The following is a 17915-nucleotide window of genomic DNA, read 5'->3' as shown; positions in this document are numbered from 1 at the left end:
TTCTCAGCGCGATGACGGCGGGCCGGGTCTCTCACGCGAAGCGCGGCCCCAAGGGCCGCCTGGTTCGGACCCGGCGCGGGGTGTCCGCGCCGGCCATTGTTCGCGCCGGGTTTACTTGCTGTCAGGCAGCGCGAAGACGTAGACCGCCGAGCCGACATTGCTCATGTCCGTCTTCTTCTCCTGCACCGCGCTCAGGGCCGCGCCATAGCCTGCATGACCGGAGGCGATAGCCAGATACTGTTTGCCGTCCACCTCATAGGTCACGGGCGAACCCATGATGCTGGCCGCAAGGCGCGACCTCCACAGCAACTCGCCCGTCTTCTGGTCCAGCGCCTTGAGGTAGCGGTCCGCCCCGCCCGAGAACACGAGCCCCGACCCGGTCGCCATCAGCGGCGCGTAGTTCACCGAGGGCTGTTCGTAGCGCCAGACGGTTTCGCCGGTTTCGACGTTGATCGCGTCGATCCGCCCGGCGTCGGTCTTGCCTTCCGGCAGCTTGTAGACCGCGCGGATGTTGTAGCTGTTCGCCGGATCGGGCGCGTCGGTGCGCGGCGTGATCTCCGCACAGGCGTTGGTCATCGGAACGAAAATGACCTTGGTATCGGGGTTGTAGGCAGTGCGCGGCCAGTCCCGGCCGCCAAGGAAGGTCGGGCAGAAGTCGATAGGCGAACCATCGGCCTTGAACACCTTCTCCTCGTTCACGGTGACAATGCCCTTGTCATCGATGTGGCCGACGATGTTCTGTTTCGCCGTGTCGCGGGCATAGATGAATTCACCCGTCTTGGCGTCGAATTGCCACAGAAGGCCCGTCTTGCACGGCACACCGGTCAGCACGCGGCGCGCACCCGTCTTGGCGTCGGGGTTGATCGCCTGCTTGCCCTCCATTCCGGCGCTCGGCTTCACGTCGATCTCGTCGACGATCATCTCGAACGTGCACTCCTGATCCCAGTTGTCGCGAGGCATCGTCTGGTGGCGCCAGACGATCTCGCCCGTCTTCGGCTTCACGGCAAAGCGGGTGTTGATGCCGGTCTGCGTGGCGCCCACCATGTTGCGCTGCACTTCCGACGCCGGGCCGGTGGAGGTCGATCCGTAATAGACGAGGTCATTCACCGGATCGTAGGTCATCTGACCCCATGAGCCCGTCATCCAGCGTTGTTCGTAGCTGCTGCCGCCCCAGGTGTCGTCGCCTTCCTCGCCCGGTTTCGGGATGAAGTAGTTGCGCCAGAGTTCTTCGCCGGTCTTGGCGTCATGCCCCGTCACGTAGCAGCCGAAGGCCGAATACTGGCAGGAAGAGCCGAGCACGATCACGCCGTTCGCCACCACCGGGCCGGAGGAGTTGGAAACCCCTTCGTCGCCCTGACCACGGTCGATGTCGAACACCACCTTGCCATCGCGCATGTTCAGCGCGATCAGGTGGTTGTCCCATGTGGAGAAGTAGATGTTCTCGCCATAGATGGCGATGCCGCGCTTGCGGTCCTGAGTGATGGCGTTCAAAAGCACGGGGTCCGTGTCCAGCCGGTAGCGGTATTGCCACAACAGGTCGCCGGTCGTGGCGTCGATGGCCTGAACGGTCTCGTTAGGGCTGGCCAGGAACATGACGCCGTCATAGATCAGCGGCGCGGTCTGGACCTGCCCCGGATCTATGCCGCGTGCCCAGACGAGTTGAAGGCCCGCCACGTTTTCCGGTGTGATCTGGTCAAGCGGGCTGAACCCGAAGTTCCTGACGTCACGGCCGTAGGCGAGCCAGTTTCCCGGCGCCACATTCTGAAGGCCTTCGTCGGTGACGGGCTTCAGATCGGTCAATTTGTCGGCATGGGCCGGAGCACCATGCGCCAGCAAGGCCACGCCAAGCGTCAACAGTCTGAGTTTCATCTGCATCTCCTCCCTGACAGATGCGGAGCCAAGGCTCCGCCTTCGGGGTCCGGCGACTGCGGACCTCGGTGGCTGCCATCCCGGTCAGCCCGCGGACAGCATGGTCGTAACCGGCTGGAGGCGGGCCTCAGTGCCGGGCGACGATTTCGATCGCGGTGAGTCCCTCTTCGGAATTGGGCAGCTCCGCCTCCCCTGCAGGCGCCCCCTGAAGTTGCAGGATATACGCCAGCACGTCGGCGTACTCCCGGTCGCGCAGATAGCCCGGATTGTCCGGCGGCATCGCGCCCCGCATGAATTCGAACAGGTCGAACAGGCTCCCGCCTTCCTTTTCGTCCAGCGAGCTTCCCGTGATCGCCGGAGCCGCCGGACCGCCGCCCGCCCGCGCGCCATGGCAGGAAGAACAGAACTCGGTGAAGTTCTTCTTGCCCCGCTCGGCCTGCGCGGCGGCATAGACCCCGTCGTAAATCGTCCGCGGTTCTGCGGCGGAAGTGGTGGCCTTGTCGGCCGCCGCCTTCGCCCGCGCGGCTTTCAGCTTGGCCGCCTGATCCTGTTCCATGTCGAATGCCTGGATCGCCGTCGCCGGTGCGACAGCGGCGATGAGCCCCGCAATCAGCAGCGGGACAAACCTGTATCTGGGCGAATAATTCAAGGTTCTTGCCTTTCGTATTTCGAACATCTGCGTCTCCCGGCTATGCCGGGCGGCTACTTGCACCGCGAAGAGTTCGACATCGCGAAAATCATCACTCCGCAGCGGCCCCGCTGCGGGCACTTCCTGTTTGGCCCGCCGCGCATGGCCCACATCAAGCTTCCGGACAGCCGCAACAACGGCTGAACCGGAAGGCATGCGTGATCATCCGCGGACGTCGCGCTTTACGGATCGTTTTTACTGATTATGGGCATGAGCCCCTCCCAAGGCCCGACCCATCACTCTTCCCCCCACCTGCCGCAGCCGTGCGACACATGGTCACACTGCGGCAGGACGTCCCACACATCGATACGATCCCGAGTCATAGACGATGTCAATTAATGAATTGAAGAAAGGCATTATTTTTTTAACTCGTGCGTCACTTAGCTTTTTTTTGGCGGATTTTTGAAAGTGAGCCGTTGTCGGCAGCGGACATCGCACTGGGAGTGGTCGAGGCTTGGTGGTGATGACTGTGCGCTGGCTGGCAGGGTCTGTTGAGGTGGGGCCATGGATTGTGTCTTCCCGCTTCGCCTGCTTGCGGCACTGGGAATGGGGGAGGCATAGGCTCTCATGCTCATGCTCATGCTCATGCTCATGCTCATGCTCATGCTCATGCTCATGCTCATGAGCGCGTGCCCATGCAACCCGGCCCATCGTCCCTGACGTGATCGTGGCCGAGGTCCGTCAACCGCTGATGCCCCTGCTCGCGGAACCAACATGCCCTGATGGCATCGGCCAGGCGTTTGAGTGATGCGTCATAGGGGAGGTTAGAGCGATAATATTCGCGCTCTGCCGATACCGACGCTGTGTCCGCCACAGGGTTCTCGCGTGGACGGCCGCGCCTGGCGACAGGATGACGAGAGCCACGATGACCGGACAGACCTTCCGGCGCGCCGATGCCGACGACAGAGCTCAGGCCACGCTCACCGCCCTTCGCGATCCCCGTCTGGCCCGTGTGCTCGTTGAGTTGCACAGGGATCCAGACCACCCGTGGGACATGCGGTCAATGGCAAGCCTGATGGGCGCGTACCGTTCAGTGTTTTCCGAGCGGTTCGTCGCTGTGCTCGGCATCAGCCCGCTGCGGAAAAAGTCCTGAAGTGTCATGGCCATGTGCCGGAAATCAGGGAAATCGGCCCGGAAATGCTCGGAAGTATATAGATTTCCGGCTGGATTTCGTCAGATTGCGCACGATTTCCCCTCAGACACAGGCCGAAAAAGCCTTTTCAGCCGCCATCTAGGGAGGCGTCAAAGCCACGGGATGACGGGGGCCGCGAAGCTCACCGCCCCATGAATATTTTGATGTTGCTTCCGAAGGGAGCTGCGACGCGACGAAAATCCTCGATCCGGCAGAAGATGCGTTACGTCCCTGTGCTTGCAGGGTTCGGGAGAAACGAATGCACGCGCTTGCGATAGGGTCATTGGATGACGGGCGTCTTGCCGTGCCAGCAGGCGATATCGGAGGTGTCGCTACATAGGTGCGGTCGGCAGTGAGGGTTTCTGGTGCTGGCGCGGCGCCGGAGCTCCACACCACATTTGCCGCCGCAGATCACAATCCGGTTGAAACCCATCGCCAAACGCGTTGAGGCGCGCGGCAAGCCGCGCAAATGCGTCAGTGCCGCCATCACATGCAGGCTCGTCATGACTGAAAACGCAATCCTCAAAACCGGGATCCCATGGCGCCTGAAACCGGCGATTGGGAGACAGTTGCTAAGAGTTGAATTCCAGCTTCAGCCCCGGCGTCTTCCAACGCATTTTTGCAAGTTTTCCGGTGGAGGACAGCGTGATGTAGGCGTCTTGGAAATCCTCGCCTCCGAAAGCGATATTCGTGCAGAAAGGATCCGCGAATGGAACGACATCCACGATTTCGCCTGTAGGTGATATCACCGTGATGGCGCCATCGTATATGGTCGCCACGCAGACATTGCCTTTGGCGTCCACTGCGAGGGAATCAAACCCTCGGTAGTTCGAAAGATTCGCGACAAACCGCCCACCGTTCGGAGACTGCGGCCAGGGCTGGCGCCGGATCCGGCCCGGCCCCTCAAGGTCGAAGGCCCAAAGCCGACAGGTGAAGGTCTCCGCGACCCAAAGCAGCTTTCCGTCCGGCGAAAGCCCGATGCCATTCGGGGAATGGATCGGCCCGATTACCTCCTGGATGTGGCTTCCATCTATCCGGGCATAGCATACGGCGCCGCGATCCATCTCACGCGGGCGCATCTTGCCGTGATCGGTGAAATAGAAGCCGCCGTCCGCGTCAAAGACCAGATCGTTGGGCCCCTTGAGCGGCCCCTTGTCAGACGCAGTGTAGAGCGTTGTCAGGTCACCGGTCACCAGGTCGAGCCGTTCGATCCTGCCGCCGGAGTAATCGCTCGCCTGTCGATGCGGTCGCAAGCCGGTCTCGGGGCTTTCGTACCAGTCGAAGCCGCCATTGTTGCAGATGTAGAGCGCGCCGTCCGGTCCGATGGCCGCGCCATTCGGACCCCCATCCAGTTGCTTCACGATCTCCGTGCGTCCGTCGGGATGGCAGCGGGTGATCGTCCTGCGTTCGATCTCCACCACGATCACCGAACCATCGGTCATCACCACCGGGCCTTCGGGAAAGCGGAGGCCTTCGGCCATGACGTCATAAACGGGGTCGTTCATCGGATCCTCCCAGATCGTTTGCGCTGTCAGGGCGCGTCGTAAAGCCGGCGGGTGCGGGCATGGGCAAGTTCGGCAAAGGACATCGCCATCGAGGTCTCCACATTCACCACGGCAGGCTGTCCGTGGCCGAGCGCCGCCAGCGCCGCGTCAAATGCCTCTCCCAGCTCATGCTGCGTTCGCGCGGAAAACCCCGCACATCCCATGCCGCGCGCAATGGCCGCATAATCGATGCGCGCGAACTGCGTGGCGAACGGCCCCCGCGAATGCTGGGACCAGCCGAGCGCGCTGTTGTTCATCACCACGCACAGGATCGGCAACTGCTCCTCCACCGCCGTGAGCAGACCGTTCATCGTCATCGAGAATCCGCCGTCGCCGCAGAAGGCCACGACCGGCCTGCCTGGATTGAGCAGGCTTTGGGCGAGGGCGGAGGGCACCGCGTAACCCATCGGGCCTGCTCCGGCAGGTTGGGAAAAGCGCCCGGCTGCACGGTTCAGCAGATAGTGCAGCATGAAGATACGATTCTCACCGGCGTCGCAGGTGTAGATCGTTTCGGCGGGAAGACAGTCCTGCATGGTGGCGATGATCGCAGGCGGCAGGAGATCAATGCCGAGATCGGGAACGGGCGCGGTGCGCGGCACATTGGCGCCCGTCACCCAGCTCGTGAGTGTCCTGCTGCCCTGGAATACCGATGCGAGCGCGCCGAGAACGTGGCGCGCGCAGCCCTGCAATGCGTGGTCCACCGGTTGCGTCCAGCCGAGGTTTCGCGGCTCCCTATCGATCTGGATCAAAACCTGCCGGGAGGGATCGATCAATGCGGAACCGCCTGCCAGCGTATCGGATGCCGACAGCTTGCTGCCCACGACAAGCACCAAATCGGCGCGTCCGAGCGCCCAGTTGGCAAGCGGGTTGCCGTAGGCGCCCATCGTTCCAGCCGAGAGGGGCGAGCTTTCGTCGAACACGCCCTTGCCCGTCGGGGTGGTGACAACGGGAATCCCTGTCCTATCGGCCAGACAGGCAAGCTCCTTCTCCGCTCCCGCGATGCGAACGCCGTTTCCAGCCAGGATGACCGGAGTCTTCGCCGTCTTCAGTGCGGCGACGGCAGGTCCCAGATCAGGCAGCCCCGTCTGCGCGGGCGTGATATAGGGCAGGCTGCGATAGAGGCGCGGCTCCGCCTCGCCGCCGGCAAGCCCGTCGAGAGCGGAGATGGAGTAGATCACCGCAACCGGCCCCGGCTGCCCCGCCAGGGCGTGCTTCACCGCAAGCTGGGTTGCGATGACGGCAGGGTTGGGCGCATCCGCGTGAAACACCTGTTTGGTGACCGCTCCGAATGCCGCCCGTGCATCCCATCCGCCATATTCTCCGGTGCCGGATTGATAGGGAGCATGAAGCCCGAAAGGAGGAGTATCCGAAAAATCCGTGAGCAGCAGCATGGGCGATGACGACAGTTTCGCCTCGATCGTCCCGAGAAGCCCATTTCCCAGGATCCAGGGGCCCTGTCCCAGAACGACGCCCGGAACGCCCGTCATCCGCCCCACCGTCTCCGCCATGACGGAACCGAGGCTTTCCTCGCGCACGAGCAGAGTGCGGATGACGTCCTGCCGCTTTTCTAGGGCAGCGAAAATCCTGCCCGTATGGCCACCCGACAGGCCGAAAACATAGCGCACACCGGCATCCACTAACACATCGACGATCGCGTCGGGCGCCGGAACGGGGGTGGCGTACAAGGGGGAGTATGTCATCGCTTCTTCCGCGCGGCACTTTGTTGCCGGAGTTTGAGGGCGGTGAGGATTTCCTCCGAACCGCCGGTGATATCGCTCTGAAGCGCGGAGCGGGCAGCTTCGGGATCCCGTGCCCGGAATGCATCCAGAAGCTGAAGATGCCAGTGACGCTTGCTCTCATCCGTCGGGACGCTGGAGCGGGTATAAAGGACGTTCATCAATGGTCCCATCTGAAGCCACAGCCCGTCGACGATACGGTAAAGCCGCGGGCTCCCGGATTCTGCACAGACCCTCAGATGAAATTCCTGATTGTGGATCAGCGCAGACTTGAAATCCGCGCGCTGCTTGGCATCCGCCAGCCGGGCATGGACGGCTTCGAGATGTTCGATCGTCTCGGGCGTGATCCTGAGCGAGGTCAGCGCTGCAGCCTCCCCCTCCAGCATCACACGAAGGTTGCGCAATTCCAGATAGTCCTCGGGGCCCAGTTCAGGCACGCGGAAGGAGCGGCCGGCGATCTGTGACAGGGCGCCCTCGGCAACAAGCTGCTGAAGTGCTTCGCGGACGGGCGTGGGGCTGATGCCCATCTCCTCAGCCAGATCGCGAATCCCAAGTCTGGAACCGGGCAGGAGACGACCCGTGCTCAACCCGCGGGCAAGCTCCTGATGCACATCTTCCGTCAGATTGGTGCGGCCCAGGCTGCGCAATCCTTTCGGTTCGAGAGCGGCAGATCCGGTTTCGTCGCTTTCACCTACTGCCATGTTTTTCCATATCTTTCAGAGCTGCCAAGGCGGAACTGGGGGCTTCCTTGCGTCCAATGTATCGGCAGAACCGAAGAATGCCAATTTTATATTTGATATATCATATGTAGAAATGCATATTGCCGGGCAAGATCGAATGCACCGTCTTCGGCAGATCGCCCCGACGGTGCCGGAGGAGGAATTACCGCTATGTCCAAAGACACCCGTTCCGACGGCCAGGAACCTGTTGCCGTTACGCTTGCAGCCTCTCTGAAGCGGCACGGCGTCGAAGCCATTTTCGGGCAGAGCCTGCCTTCGGCGCTCCATCTCGTGGTCCCTGATTTCGGTATCCGCCAAATCAACTACCGCACGGAAAACGCTGGCGGAGTGATGGCTGACGGTTATGCCCGCGTATCCAACAAGATCGGCATGGTGACGGCCCAGAACGGACCGGCGGCGACGCTGCTCGTCGCGCCGATGGCAGAGGCACTCAAGGCCTCCGTTCCCATGCTCGCCATCGTGCAGGAAGTGAATCGCGACCAGACCGACCGCAACGCCTTCCAGGAATTCGACCATTTCGGGCTGTTTGCGGCGTGCACCAAATGGGTGCGTCGCATCGACACGGCCTCGCGGCTGGAAGATTATGTCGACATGGCCATCACACAGGCCACGACCGGCCGGCCCGGCCCGGTCGCGCTTCTGGTTCCGGCCGATTTCCTCAATGAAATGCATCGCGTCGTGAACGCGCGTGAGGCACACTTGGGATACTTCCCGCTCGACCGGGTTGCGCCCGATCCGGCGCGGGTCAGCGAGGCCGCCGAACTGATCGCAGGCGCCCGTCACCCCGTTGTGATCGCAGGGGGCGGGGTGCTGCTCTCCGACGCGACGGAGGCCCTGGCGGCGTTGCAGGACAGCGCGCATCTGCCGGTCATGACGACGAACATGGGCAAGGGGTCGGTCGATGAAAGTCACCCGCTCAGCATCGGTGTCATGGCGAACGCGCTCGGCACCCACTCCCCCCGCCGCGACATGCTGCCGTTGCTGGAGCGTGCGGATGTTGTCCTGCTGATCGGCACCCGTACGAACCAGAACGGCACGGACAGCTGGAAGCTCTATCCGCGTGATGCGACTTTCATCCATCTCGACATCGACGGTCTGGAGGTGGGGAGAAACTATGAATCCCGGCGTCTCGTCGGGGATGCGCGTCTGGGGATCGAAGCGTTGACCCAGGCGCTCTCCGGCCTGGACCTTTCGACGCGGAAGGCCGCGCGCGCCCAACTGGAAACCGAGATCGCAACCCGCAAGGCATCGGGTATCGAGGCCGCGCGCGTGGTCACCGAAAGTTCCGAAAGCCCGCTGCGGCCGGAACGGCTGATGTCGGAGCTCGACAAGCTGATAGATGCGGACACGATCGTCTGCGCCGACGCCTCCTACTCCTCGCTCTGGGTGCTGAACTTCCTTACCGCACGCAAGGGTCAGCGGTTCATCACCCCGCGCGGCATCGCAGGGCTTGGCTGGGGGTTGCCGCTCGCCCTGGGCGCCAAGGTGGCCGCCCCCGGCAAGAAGGTGGTTGCGGTCGTCGGCGATGGCGGCTTCGCCCATTGCTGGCAGGAGCTGGAGACCGCGCGCCGCATGGGGCTGGCCGTAACGCTCATCGTGCTCAACAACGGCATTCTCGGTTTCCAGAAACACGCGGAACTGGTGAAGTTCGGCTCCCATACCGGCGCCATCGGTTTCACCGAGATCGACCATTCTGCGATTGCCCGCGCCGCCGGTTGCAACGGAGAGCAGGTTGCCACAGCCGAGGCGTTCCGGGATGCGGTGACACGCGCCCTGACAGCCAGCGGCACGACGCTCATCGACGTGGTCACAAAGGCCGACGCCTGGCCGCCGATCACCGTCTTCGAGGGCAACCTCTGAAGCCGCGCAGGGGACAGGTGATATGGAATTGCTACTGCAACTTCTGCTCTCGGGGATCCTGCTCGGGGGCGTCTATGCGCTCGCCGCCCTCGGGCTGAACCTGATCTTCGGCGTGGCCAAGATCGTGAACTTCGCGCATGGCGAGTTCCTGATGCTGGGGATGTATGCGGGCTACTGGCTGACCGTGCTGACCGGGATCAACCCCTACTGGGGGGCGCCGATCATCGGGGCGGGCTTTTTCCTGATCGGGGTGATCTTCTATCTCGGGATCATGCGTTTCACGATCTACAAGTCCGAGATGACTCAGGTCTTCGCCACGCTCGGGGTTTCCATCGCGCTGTCCAACCTCGCCCTGATGCTCTGGCACGCCGACTATCGCACGATCCAGACGATGCCCGACGGCATGAGCGCGATCCGCATCGGAGGCATTCACTTGCCCACCGACCGGGTCATCGCCTTCGGTTTCGCGATGGTGATCCTGTGCGGAGTGCTGCTGTTCCTGCGCCGCACCTTCACCGGCCGCGCCATCGAGGCGGTGTCGCAGGACCTGTTCGCCGCTCGGCTGATGGGCATCAACCCGGAGAAGATCTTCATCATCACCTTCGGGCTCGGCATCGCGATCACCGGCGTGGCGGGCGGGGTGCTGATCCCGTCCTTCTACGCCTTCCCCTCGGTGGGATCGTTCTTCGTGCTGGTGACCTTCGTAGTGGTGGTTCTGGGTGGACTGGGCTCCGTCATGGGCACCATCGCGGGCGGACTGGCACTTGGGGTGATCGAAACCGTCGTGGGCTACTACGCGCCCGACCTTAAGGAAGCGACCCATTTCGTGCTGCTGATTGCCCTGCTCGCGGTGCGTCCACACGGGCTGCTCGGCGTCAAGGGCGCCGAGAAGGAGACGCTGAAATGACGCGCTTCACCGACTATTTCGACATCCGCCGCCGCGATCTCCTGGCAGCCGCCCTCCTGGTGTTCATGGCCGTCGTGCTGCCGTTCACTGTGTCGAACGACTACTACGTCAACCTGCTGGTTCTGCTGTTCCTTTACGCGGGGATGGCTTCGGCATGGAACATCCTCGGCGGGATGGCGGGCCAGTTCTCGCTCGGTCATACGGCCTTCTTCGGCGTGGGCTCCTACACCTCGACACTGCTGTACAATTACGCCGGCGTGTCGCCATGGCTCGGCATGATCGCGGGCGGCATCATCAGCATGATCCTGGCCTGGCTCATCGCCTTTCCGGCGTTCCGAATGCGCGGCGTCTTCTTCGCCATGGCGACGATGGCCTTCGGCGAGACGATCCGCATCGTCCTGATGTATTCGCGCAAGTTCACCGAAATGCCCTACGGGCTTTCGATCAACTACGAACCGGGCTTCTGGCGGATGATCTTCGAAGAACGCTCGTCCTATGCCCTGCTTGCCGGCGTGTTCATGCTGATCGTGACGCTGATCGCCTACGGCCTGTCGCGGAGCTATATCGGCGCCTACTTCCGCGCGATCCGCGACAGTGAGGAGGCGGCAGTTGCCTCCGGTATCGCAATGCGCCGCTACAAGCTCATCGCGCTGCTCATTTCGGCGTTCTTCACCTCTGTCGGCGGCACGTTGATGACGCAATACGTGATGTATATCGAGCCGACCTCCGTCTTCAGCATGGCCTTCTCGGTCGACCTGCCGCTGATGTCGCTTCTGGGCGGGATCGGAACCGTGACGGGGCCAATCATCGGGGCGATGATCGCGCTGCCGCTGCGCGAATTCCTTCTGGAGTCCTTCGGGCAATACGCGGCGGGCATGCATCTGTTCATCTACGGCGTGCTGCTTGTCGTCATCGTGATCCTGCTGCCGAACGGGCTGATCGGAGCGGTCAAGGCCGTATCGCGCCGCCTTCGCGGCATCAAATCCCGGAGCAAGTCGTGATGCTGCTGCAAATCAAGGGCGTGACCCAGCGCTTCGGCGGGCTTTATGCCGTCAACGATGTCACGATGAATGTCGAGCAGGGCGAGATCCTCGGACTGATCGGCCCGAACGGCGCGGGGAAAACCACACTGTTCAACGTGATCGCGGGGGTATTCGCTCCCACGGCTGGCGAGGTGATCTTCAACGGTCACCGGATCGAAGGAATGTCACCCGACGCCACCTGCAAGCTCGGGCTCGCGCGGACGTTCCAGATTCCGCAGATATTCCATTCGATGACCGTTCAGGAAAGCATCGAGGTCGCAGCCTTCCTCCGTCACCGGGCCATCCCGGCGGCAAGGGCCGCGGCCACCGCTGTTGCCGGGCGGGTCGGTCTTGGAACGCGCGTGGGAGTCCCGACCGCCTCGCTGACCACGGCGGAGCGCAAACGGCTTGAAGTCGCCCGCGCGCTTGCCACCGAACCGAAGATGATCCTGCTGGACGAAGTCATGGCGGGCCTCAACCACACGGAGGTCAATCGCCTGCTCGACCTCGTGCGCCAGCTTCGCGACGACGGGGTGACGGTGCTCTTCGTCGAACACAACCTGCAGGCCGTCATGCAGATCTGTGACCGGATCGTGGTGCTCGACCACGGCAGGAAGATCGCCGATGGCCTCCCCCGGGAGGTCATGGAGACACCCGCCGTCATCGAAGCCTATCTCGGCGTCGTCGCCGAGCGCAGCGGCGCGGAGGAAGAACATGCTTGAAGTCAGCAATCTCCATGCAGGCTATGGTGATGCGGAGGTTCTTTTCGGCGTTGACCTGAAGATTGCGCCGGGTGAGGTCGTCGCCATTGTCGGCTCCAACGGGGCGGGGAAGACCACGCTCCTGCGTGCGATCTCGGGAGCGATCCGGCCGACATCTGGCAGTGTGCGCCTGAACGGCGAAGAACTGGCCGGGAAGCCTACCCATCAGCAGGTCGAACATGGCCTTGTCATGGTGCCCGAGGGACGACGGCTTTTCCCTCGCCTGTCGGTGCAGAAGAACCTTGAGATCGGGGCCTATTCCGCCCGCGCGCGCCCGCATCTGGCCGAAAACCTGAAGCAGGTCTACGAGCTGTTCCCGATCCTTCAGGAGCGGGCGCAGCAACTCGGCGGCACGCTCTCGGGCGGCCAGCAGCAGATGTGCGCCATTGCGCGCGGGCTTATCTCGACGCCGCAGGTGCTGATGCTCGACGAGGTTTCGCTCGGGCTCGCGCCCGTGATGATCTCGCGGGTCTATGACGCGATCCGGGCCATCCGCGACCGCGGCGTGACGCTCCTGCTTGTCGAGCAGAACGTCAATCAGGCGCTGTCGGTCGCCGACCGCGCATATGTCATTCACCACGGTCGCGTCGCGCTGTCAGGCACCGGCAAGGAATTGCAGGGCAACGAGGATGTGCGCCGCATCTATCTGGGTCTGAGTTCATCGGAGGAGGAGCACAAATGACCATAAACAGACGGACTTTCACCAAGTATGCCCTGACGGCGGCGGGTGCCGCGGCCGTGCCCGCGCCCTTCATCCGCCCCGCATTCGCGGCGGGCGACGGCCTGCGACTTGGGGTGTTGCTGCCGCTTTCGGGGCCGCTCGCCTCGCTGGGCAACGACGTGATGCGCGGCTTCGAACTGGCCCGGCAATTCGCCAACGAAGACGGCGGCGTCTTCGGCCAGCAGGTCGAGCTTGTCGTGGCCGATGTTCCCTCCTCGACCGAGGCGACGTCGCAGGCCACCCGGCTGATCACGACCGACCGGGTCAAGGTCATCATGGGGTCCTATGCCTCCTCGATTTCCTTCGCGGCGAGCCAGGTGGCCGAACGCAACAAGGTCATCTACTTCGAGCAGGGCGCGGTTGCCGACGACATCACGCAGCGCGGCTTCAAGCACCTGTTCCGCTTCATCTATCCCGCCTCCGGTCTGGGCGGCGGCGCGGCGCAGTTCATGATCGACCAGGTTGTTCCCCGCCTGGGCATCCCGCTGGGGGATCTCAAGGTGGCGCTGCTCTACGAGGACAGTTCCTATGGCTCCGCCGTAGGCGAAAGCGCGCGGAAGGTTCTGGCAGCAGCGGGCGTCAACGTCGTCGATGCCACTTCCTACAGCTACAAGACCACCGACCTGTCCTCCATGGTCCAGCGCTACAAGCAGTTGCAACCCGACGTGCTGATAGTGTGCCAGTACACCCCCGACGGCATCCTTTTCTGGCGTCAGGCCCGGGAGGCGGGGCTTGAGGTCAAGGCGATGATCGGCAACGGCGGCGCGCATAATGTCAACGAATTCGCCGATGCGCTGGGGGACGACGTCAACGGCATCCTGAATGCCGGAACCTCGGTCTATATCAACAAGGGCGGTCTCACCCCGGAAGCGGCCACGCTTTTCGACCGCTTCCATGCCGAACATCCCGCCCGTTTCGAGGGACGCGCCCCTTCGGCCCATACCGGTATGGGCTTCAATGCCATGTGGACGGTGCTGAAGGACATTCTGCCGGCGGCGGGCGAACTCGACACGGCAAAGATCCGCGAGGCGGCGCTGGCGCTCGACAAGCCGATCGGGTCAACCATCGTCGGCTGGGGTGTGAAGTTCGATCCGCAGACGCAGAACAACACCCGCGCCTTCCCGACCTTCGATCAATGGCAGGGCAAGCGTATCCACACCGTCGCACCCGATCCCTTTGGCATTTCCACGATCGAAGGTATCCCGCTGCCCAGCTGGGGCCAACGCGGCAACATCTGAATCATGGCACAGGGACGGCGGAAGTCTTCGCCGTCCTTCGCCCGGCAACGGAGACAAATATGCTCGCCCTTCAGAAAACATCTCCCTCTCCGGGGCTCGATCTTCTCGACGTTCCCGAACCACGGCCGCCCGTCGGGGCGGAAGTGCTCGTGCGGGTGGAAGCCGCAGGCATCTGCGGCTCCGACCTGCATGTCGAAGAGTTCTCGGCCGGATACGACTTCATGCGGCCACATCTGCCGGTAACCCTTGGGCATGAATTTGCAGGCGTGGTCCAGGCGGTCGGACCTGAAGTGACGGGCGTCACGCCCGGCGATCGCGTAACGATCTGGCCGTCCAGCCCTTGCGGCAACTGCGCCGCCTGCCAGGACGGTCAACCGCAGAACTGCAGCGACAAGAGAACGCTCGGCTTGATGCGGAACGGCGCGTTCGCGCCCTGGGTGCTCGCGCGGGCGGCGGGCATATTTCCCCTTCCCGATACCGTCGATTTTGAACTGGGCGCGTTGACGGAGCCGCTCTGCGTCGCCGCGCGTGCTGTCGCGACCGGCGGTGTACGCCAGGACGACCGGGTGATTGTGCTGGGTCCGGGCACCATCGGGCAAGGCATTGCGGCCATGGCACGGCTCGCGGGTGCGAAAGAGGTCATCATCGCGGGTTTCGATGATGCGGCGCGTCTGGAGACTTGCCGTGCGCTCGGCTTTGAACACGTGATTGATCTGGCAGACTCCGAAGGCGCGGCGGAACTCAAACGTCTGGGCGGATATGCCGACGTGGTGTTCGAAGCGACGGGAAAAGCCGCGTCGATCACCGATGGCCTGTCGCTTCTCCGTATCGAAGGGATACTGGTGCTGACCGGCATCCATTCCGCCGAAGCGGCTTTCGATCCCACAACACTCGTGCGCCGCAAGCTCCAGATCAGGGGCAGCCATGGCTCCCGGCGCGAAGACTGGACCCGTGTCGTCACTCTTCTGGAGCGGCATGGAGAAAGCCTCCGCCCCATGATCAGCCACCGACTTCCGCTCACCGAAGTGCTCGCGGGTTTTGCGTTGGCCCATGGGCGTGCCGCGTCGAAGGTCATGATATTTCCCCAGATGGAAGGACTGCCGAGATGAGCCAGACCCCAGTCAAGCAGGTTTCGACCGGCCATGTCGCACTGGTTACCGGGGCCGCCCGTGGGATCGGCGAAGCGATTGCCGAACGGCTTGCGATGGATGGACATCGCGTGGTGCTGGTTGACCGTCTGGAGACGACCGAGGAGATAGCGGCCCGTCTGCGGTCCCGCGGCCTCGATGTGGTGGCCGTGAGTTTCGACTTGGGAGATCTGCAGGCGGTCGAGGGCTTCTTCTCCGAGCTCTCCCGGCGCGAGGGGATCGACATCGTCGTCAACAATGCCGGTATCTCGCCCAAACATGACGGCAAGAGCGCCCCAGCCGCCGAAACTGCCCTGCCTGAATGGCAGCAGGTTCTCGACATTAACCTCACCGCCCCGTTCCTGATCAGCAAGGCAACGCTGCCCGTCATGCGGGCGAAGGGCTGGGGCCGCTTCATCAACATGTCCTCGCAGGCCGCGCGTACGGGATCGCGCGTTGCAGGCGCGCATTACGCCGCCTCCAAGGCGGGGCTGATCGCCTTCTCCCGCTCGCTCGCCATCCAGGTCGGGGGCGAAGGGATCACGGTCAACTGCATTGCGCCGGGCCGAATTGACACGCCGATGGCGCGCGAAGCCGGGGCGGCTGTGAACACGGCCTATGTGGCGACCATCCCTGCGGGCCGGATCGGTACGCCCGAAGAGGTCGCCGATGCCGTTTCATTCTATGCGGGCGAGGGCGCGGGCTTCGTGACCGGGACGGTCATGGATGTCAACGGCGGCCATTACATGGGGTAATGATATGACAGATCGGATGGAGCACATCACGCTCGACGGCTACGGTGAAGCGGAGGTGATGCGCCTGGTCACCGGGCCAAGACCCGTTGCCGGTCCCGGCGAAGTGCTGATCGAGGTGGCATTCGCAGGCGTCAACCGCCCGGATATCGTGCAGCGGCAGGGAAGTTACCCTCCGCCTCCCGGCGTAACGGAGGTGCTCGGGCTGGAAGTGTCGGGCCGCATCGCCGCCGTCGGGCCGGACGTTGCACGGTTTCATGCGGGCGAGGAGGTCTGCGCGCTGGTCGCCGGAGGCGGCTACGCGGGATATGTCGTCGCGCCCGAGCCGCAGGTGCTGCCGTTGCCAAAGGGTTTCGACCTTGCCACGGCGGCGGCTATACCGGAGACGTTCTTCACCGTCTGGACCAATCTCTACGACTCCGGGAAACTGGCCCCCGGGGAAACTGTGCTGATCCACGCGGGTTCGTCTGGCATTGGAACAACCGCGATACAGCTTGCGAGTGCCCTTGACGCCCGGGTCTTTACGACCGTCTCCGCTGACGATCGGATTGCACCCTGTCTCGAACTCGGAGCCGACATCGCGGTAAACTATCGCACGGAGGATTACGTTGCCCGCCTGACTGAAGCGACCGGCGGCGCAGGTGTCGATGTCATCCTCGACATGCGGGCAGGTGAGTTTTTCCCGAAGAACATGCAACTGCTCGCGACCGGGGGGCGGATGGTGCACATCGCTTCGCTCGCCGGACGAGAGGTGACGCTGGACATCGGCCTGATGATGCGCAAGCGCGCTATCATTACCGGCACCACTCTGAGAGCGCGCCCAGTTGCTGAGAAAGGTCGGATCGCCGCGGCTTTGGAGGCGGTGGTCTGGCCGCTTTTCGAAGCAGGGAGGATCCGGCCCCGGGTTGACCGCATCTATCGCCTGGAGGATGCCGTATCAGCTCATCGGGCGCTGGAGTCTGGTGAAATTGTCGGCAAGGCAGTGCTGGCGGTGCGGTAACTCGTCAGTCAAGGGCCCGTTAGCCGGCCGGTTGGCACCGCTTTGACTTGCCGCTGAACCGTTCTACGGTCGAGCGTTCTGAGGCTCAGTCGCCGAGGAAGTCGGGCATGTCTGCATGGGATAGCGCGGTGGAAAGGACAATGCCGTAATCCTTCGGCGTGATAATGGCTTCGTCGCTGCCGGGATGACCGATATCGCGCCGTGGGCCATGTCATCATCGTCGCGCGAGCGGCCGCAAGCAGGTGGCACCCTTCGGCGAGGAACTTGGCAACGAGGCGGACCGCTAGGGTCAGGATTCATAGCCAAAAGATGACGAGAGCCGCGAGCGCAATGGCGGAGAGGAACACCTTGGTGCAGCGATCATAACGGGTCGCGATGCGCCTCCAGTCCTTGAGCCTGCCGAACATGATCTCGATGCGGTTGCGCCGCTTGTATCTGCGCTTGTCGTATTTGACCGGTGTCTTGCGCTGATTTCGGCCGGGGATACAGGCGCGTATCCCCTTGTCCTGCAAGGCTTCTCTGAACTAGTCGGCGTCATATCCACGATCCCCGAGTAGCCATTTGACGTTTGGTAGGCCGCTGAGCAATGCGCGTGCGCCGATGTAATCGCTGACCTATCCGGCGGTGACGAACAGGTCGATCGGTCTTCCTTGACTGTCACAGATGGCGTTCAGCTTGGTGTTCATGCCGCCTTTGGTTCGACCAATCAGGCGACCGCTCTGAACCGCGCCGGGTTTGCCGGAGGCTCCCACTCGTGAGCAGGGGTGCGGCTGGTCTTCGACAACGAGGGTCAGCATGGGTCGCGCTGGCAGGCAATC

At 63.2% G+C, this 17915-nt stretch carries 16 protein-coding genes and 1 pseudogene; 11 read left to right on the top strand and 6 right to left on the bottom strand.

Annotated elements, in window-relative coordinates; genetic code table 11:
• Positions 1 to 111: 111 nt before the first annotated feature.
• Entirely contained in the window at positions 112 to 1869 is a 1758-nt protein-coding gene (locus RT513_RS08540; RefSeq protein WP_290686656.1) for a PQQ-binding-like beta-propeller repeat protein, read from the bottom strand.
• Between the two features lie 127 nt (positions 1870 to 1996).
• A complete protein-coding gene (locus RT513_RS08535; protein ID WP_290686658.1) occupies positions 1997 to 2545 on the bottom strand; it encodes a c-type cytochrome in 549 nt (182 codons plus the stop codon).
• Between the two features lie 15 nt (positions 2546 to 2560).
• On the opposite strand from RT513_RS08535, the gene RT513_RS08530 reads away from it, so the two are divergent.
• Together RT513_RS08530 and RT513_RS08525 are read left to right on the top strand one after the other, a co-directional pair.
• Positions 2561 to 2701, top strand: a complete 141-nt coding sequence (locus RT513_RS08530) for a hypothetical protein (protein ID WP_313533897.1) — start codon at positions 2561 to 2563, stop codon at positions 2699 to 2701.
• Positions 2702 to 3422: 721 nt separating this feature from the next.
• Positions 3423 to 3650 (top strand): hypothetical protein, encoded by a 228-nt coding sequence (locus tag RT513_RS08525; protein WP_290686660.1) that lies wholly within the window; start codon positions 3423 to 3425, stop codon positions 3648 to 3650.
• Between the two features lie 611 nt (positions 3651 to 4261).
• Here RT513_RS08525 and RT513_RS08520 read toward each other — a convergent pair.
• Genes RT513_RS08520 through RT513_RS08510 form a run of 3 tightly spaced genes read right to left on the bottom strand, consistent with a single transcriptional unit; the run spans position 4262 to position 7670 of the window.
• Entirely contained in the window at positions 4262 to 5194 is a 933-nt protein-coding gene (locus RT513_RS08520) for an SMP-30/gluconolactonase/LRE family protein (protein WP_290686662.1), read from the bottom strand.
• A gap of 26 nt (positions 5195 to 5220) precedes the next feature.
• Positions 5221 to 6933, bottom strand: coding sequence for a thiamine pyrophosphate-binding protein (locus RT513_RS08515; protein ID WP_290686664.1), 1713 nt, complete (start codon positions 6931 to 6933; stop codon positions 5221 to 5223).
• Positions 6930 to 7670: a GntR family transcriptional regulator gene (locus RT513_RS08510; protein ID WP_290686666.1), complete on the bottom strand. Its 741-nt coding sequence runs from the start codon at positions 7668 to 7670 to the stop codon at positions 6930 to 6932. Before RT513_RS08510 ends, RT513_RS08515 begins: the two co-directional genes overlap by 4 nt.
• Positions 7671 to 7859: 189 nt before the next feature.
• On the opposite strand from RT513_RS08510, the gene RT513_RS08505 reads away from it, so the two are divergent.
• Genes RT513_RS08505 through RT513_RS08465 form a run of 9 tightly spaced genes read left to right on the top strand, consistent with a single transcriptional unit; the run spans position 7860 to position 17097 of the window.
• Entirely contained in the window at positions 7860 to 9569 is a 1710-nt protein-coding gene (locus RT513_RS08505) for an acetolactate synthase catalytic subunit (RefSeq protein WP_290686668.1), read from the top strand.
• Positions 9570 to 9591: 22 nt separating this feature from the next.
• Complete coding sequence (locus tag RT513_RS08500; protein ID WP_290686670.1) at positions 9592 to 10476, top strand: branched-chain amino acid ABC transporter permease; 885 nt, start codon at positions 9592 to 9594, stop codon at positions 10474 to 10476.
• Positions 10473 to 11477: a branched-chain amino acid ABC transporter permease gene (locus RT513_RS08495; protein ID WP_290686672.1), complete on the top strand. Its 1005-nt coding sequence runs from the start codon at positions 10473 to 10475 to the stop codon at positions 11475 to 11477. The genes RT513_RS08500 and RT513_RS08495 overlap by 4 nt, the downstream gene beginning before the upstream one ends.
• The gene (locus RT513_RS08490; protein ID WP_290686685.1) at positions 11477 to 12220 is read left to right on the top strand and encodes an ABC transporter ATP-binding protein; all 744 of its coding nucleotides are present in this window, start codon (positions 11477 to 11479) and stop codon (positions 12218 to 12220) included. The genes RT513_RS08495 and RT513_RS08490 overlap by 1 nt, the downstream gene beginning before the upstream one ends.
• On the top strand, positions 12213 to 12941 hold the full coding sequence (locus RT513_RS08485; RefSeq protein ID WP_290686674.1) for an ABC transporter ATP-binding protein: 729 nt from the start codon (positions 12213 to 12215) through the stop codon (positions 12939 to 12941). Before RT513_RS08490 ends, RT513_RS08485 begins: the two co-directional genes overlap by 8 nt.
• Positions 12938 to 14218 (top strand): ABC transporter substrate-binding protein, encoded by a 1281-nt coding sequence (locus RT513_RS08480; RefSeq protein WP_290686676.1) that lies wholly within the window; start codon positions 12938 to 12940, stop codon positions 14216 to 14218. Before RT513_RS08485 ends, RT513_RS08480 begins: the two co-directional genes overlap by 4 nt.
• A 59-nt stretch (positions 14219 to 14277) precedes the next feature.
• A complete protein-coding gene (locus tag RT513_RS08475) occupies positions 14278 to 15327 on the top strand; it encodes a zinc-binding dehydrogenase (protein ID WP_290686678.1) in 1050 nt (349 codons plus the stop codon).
• Positions 15324 to 16100: an SDR family NAD(P)-dependent oxidoreductase gene (locus tag RT513_RS08470; RefSeq protein ID WP_290686680.1), complete on the top strand. Its 777-nt coding sequence runs from the start codon at positions 15324 to 15326 to the stop codon at positions 16098 to 16100. The genes RT513_RS08475 and RT513_RS08470 overlap by 4 nt, the downstream gene beginning before the upstream one ends.
• 16 nt (positions 16101 to 16116) lie before the next feature.
• Complete coding sequence (locus RT513_RS08465; protein ID WP_313533890.1) at positions 16117 to 17097, top strand: NAD(P)H-quinone oxidoreductase; 981 nt, start codon at positions 16117 to 16119, stop codon at positions 17095 to 17097.
• Positions 17098 to 17393: 296 nt separating this feature from the next.
• Here the strand turns inward: RT513_RS08465 and RT513_RS08460 are convergent.
• Positions 17394 to 17813 (bottom strand): annotated as a pseudogene (locus RT513_RS08460) (IS5 family transposase); the annotation flags it as partial.
• Positions 17814 to 17915 lie beyond the last annotated feature (102 nt).

The organism is Haematobacter sp. (assembly GCF_032102465.1).
In the GTDB taxonomy this organism is placed as follows: Bacteria; Pseudomonadota; Alphaproteobacteria; order Rhodobacterales; family Rhodobacteraceae; genus Haematobacter.
The sequence above is the reverse complement of the archived record's forward strand: the minus strand, read 5'-3'. Positions and strand labels throughout refer to the sequence as shown.

Coding starts and splice junctions, on each gene's coding strand:
- RT513_RS08525 (WP_290686660.1), top strand. CDS start 3,423: ATGACCGGACAGACCTTCCGGCGCGCCGATGCCGACGACAGAGCTCAG.
- RT513_RS08530 (WP_313533897.1), top strand. CDS start 2,561: ATGCCGGGCGGCTACTTGCACCGCGAAGAGTTCGACATCGCGAAAATC.
- RT513_RS08510 (WP_290686666.1), bottom strand. CDS start 7,670: ATGGCAGTAGGTGAAAGCGACGAAACCGGATCTGCCGCTCTCGAACCG.
- RT513_RS08515 (WP_290686664.1), bottom strand. CDS start 6,933: ATGACATACTCCCCCTTGTACGCCACCCCCGTTCCGGCGCCCGACGCG.
- RT513_RS08485 (WP_290686674.1), top strand. CDS start 12,213: ATGCTTGAAGTCAGCAATCTCCATGCAGGCTATGGTGATGCGGAGGTT.
- RT513_RS08520 (WP_290686662.1), bottom strand. CDS start 5,194: ATGAACGACCCCGTTTATGACGTCATGGCCGAAGGCCTCCGCTTTCCC.
- RT513_RS08500 (WP_290686670.1), top strand. CDS start 9,592: ATGGAATTGCTACTGCAACTTCTGCTCTCGGGGATCCTGCTCGGGGGC.
- RT513_RS08505 (WP_290686668.1), top strand. CDS start 7,860: ATGTCCAAAGACACCCGTTCCGACGGCCAGGAACCTGTTGCCGTTACG.
- RT513_RS08470 (WP_290686680.1), top strand. CDS start 15,324: ATGAGCCAGACCCCAGTCAAGCAGGTTTCGACCGGCCATGTCGCACTG.
- RT513_RS08480 (WP_290686676.1), top strand. CDS start 12,938: ATGACCATAAACAGACGGACTTTCACCAAGTATGCCCTGACGGCGGCG.
- RT513_RS08495 (WP_290686672.1), top strand. CDS start 10,473: ATGACGCGCTTCACCGACTATTTCGACATCCGCCGCCGCGATCTCCTG.
- RT513_RS08540 (WP_290686656.1), bottom strand. CDS start 1,869: ATGAAACTCAGACTGTTGACGCTTGGCGTGGCCTTGCTGGCGCATGGT.
- RT513_RS08490 (WP_290686685.1), top strand. CDS start 11,477: ATGCTGCTGCAAATCAAGGGCGTGACCCAGCGCTTCGGCGGGCTTTAT.
- RT513_RS08535 (WP_290686658.1), bottom strand. CDS start 2,545: ATGTTCGAAATACGAAAGGCAAGAACCTTGAATTATTCGCCCAGATAC.
- RT513_RS08475 (WP_290686678.1), top strand. CDS start 14,278: ATGCTCGCCCTTCAGAAAACATCTCCCTCTCCGGGGCTCGATCTTCTC.
- RT513_RS08465 (WP_313533890.1), top strand. CDS start 16,117: ATGGAGCACATCACGCTCGACGGCTACGGTGAAGCGGAGGTGATGCGC.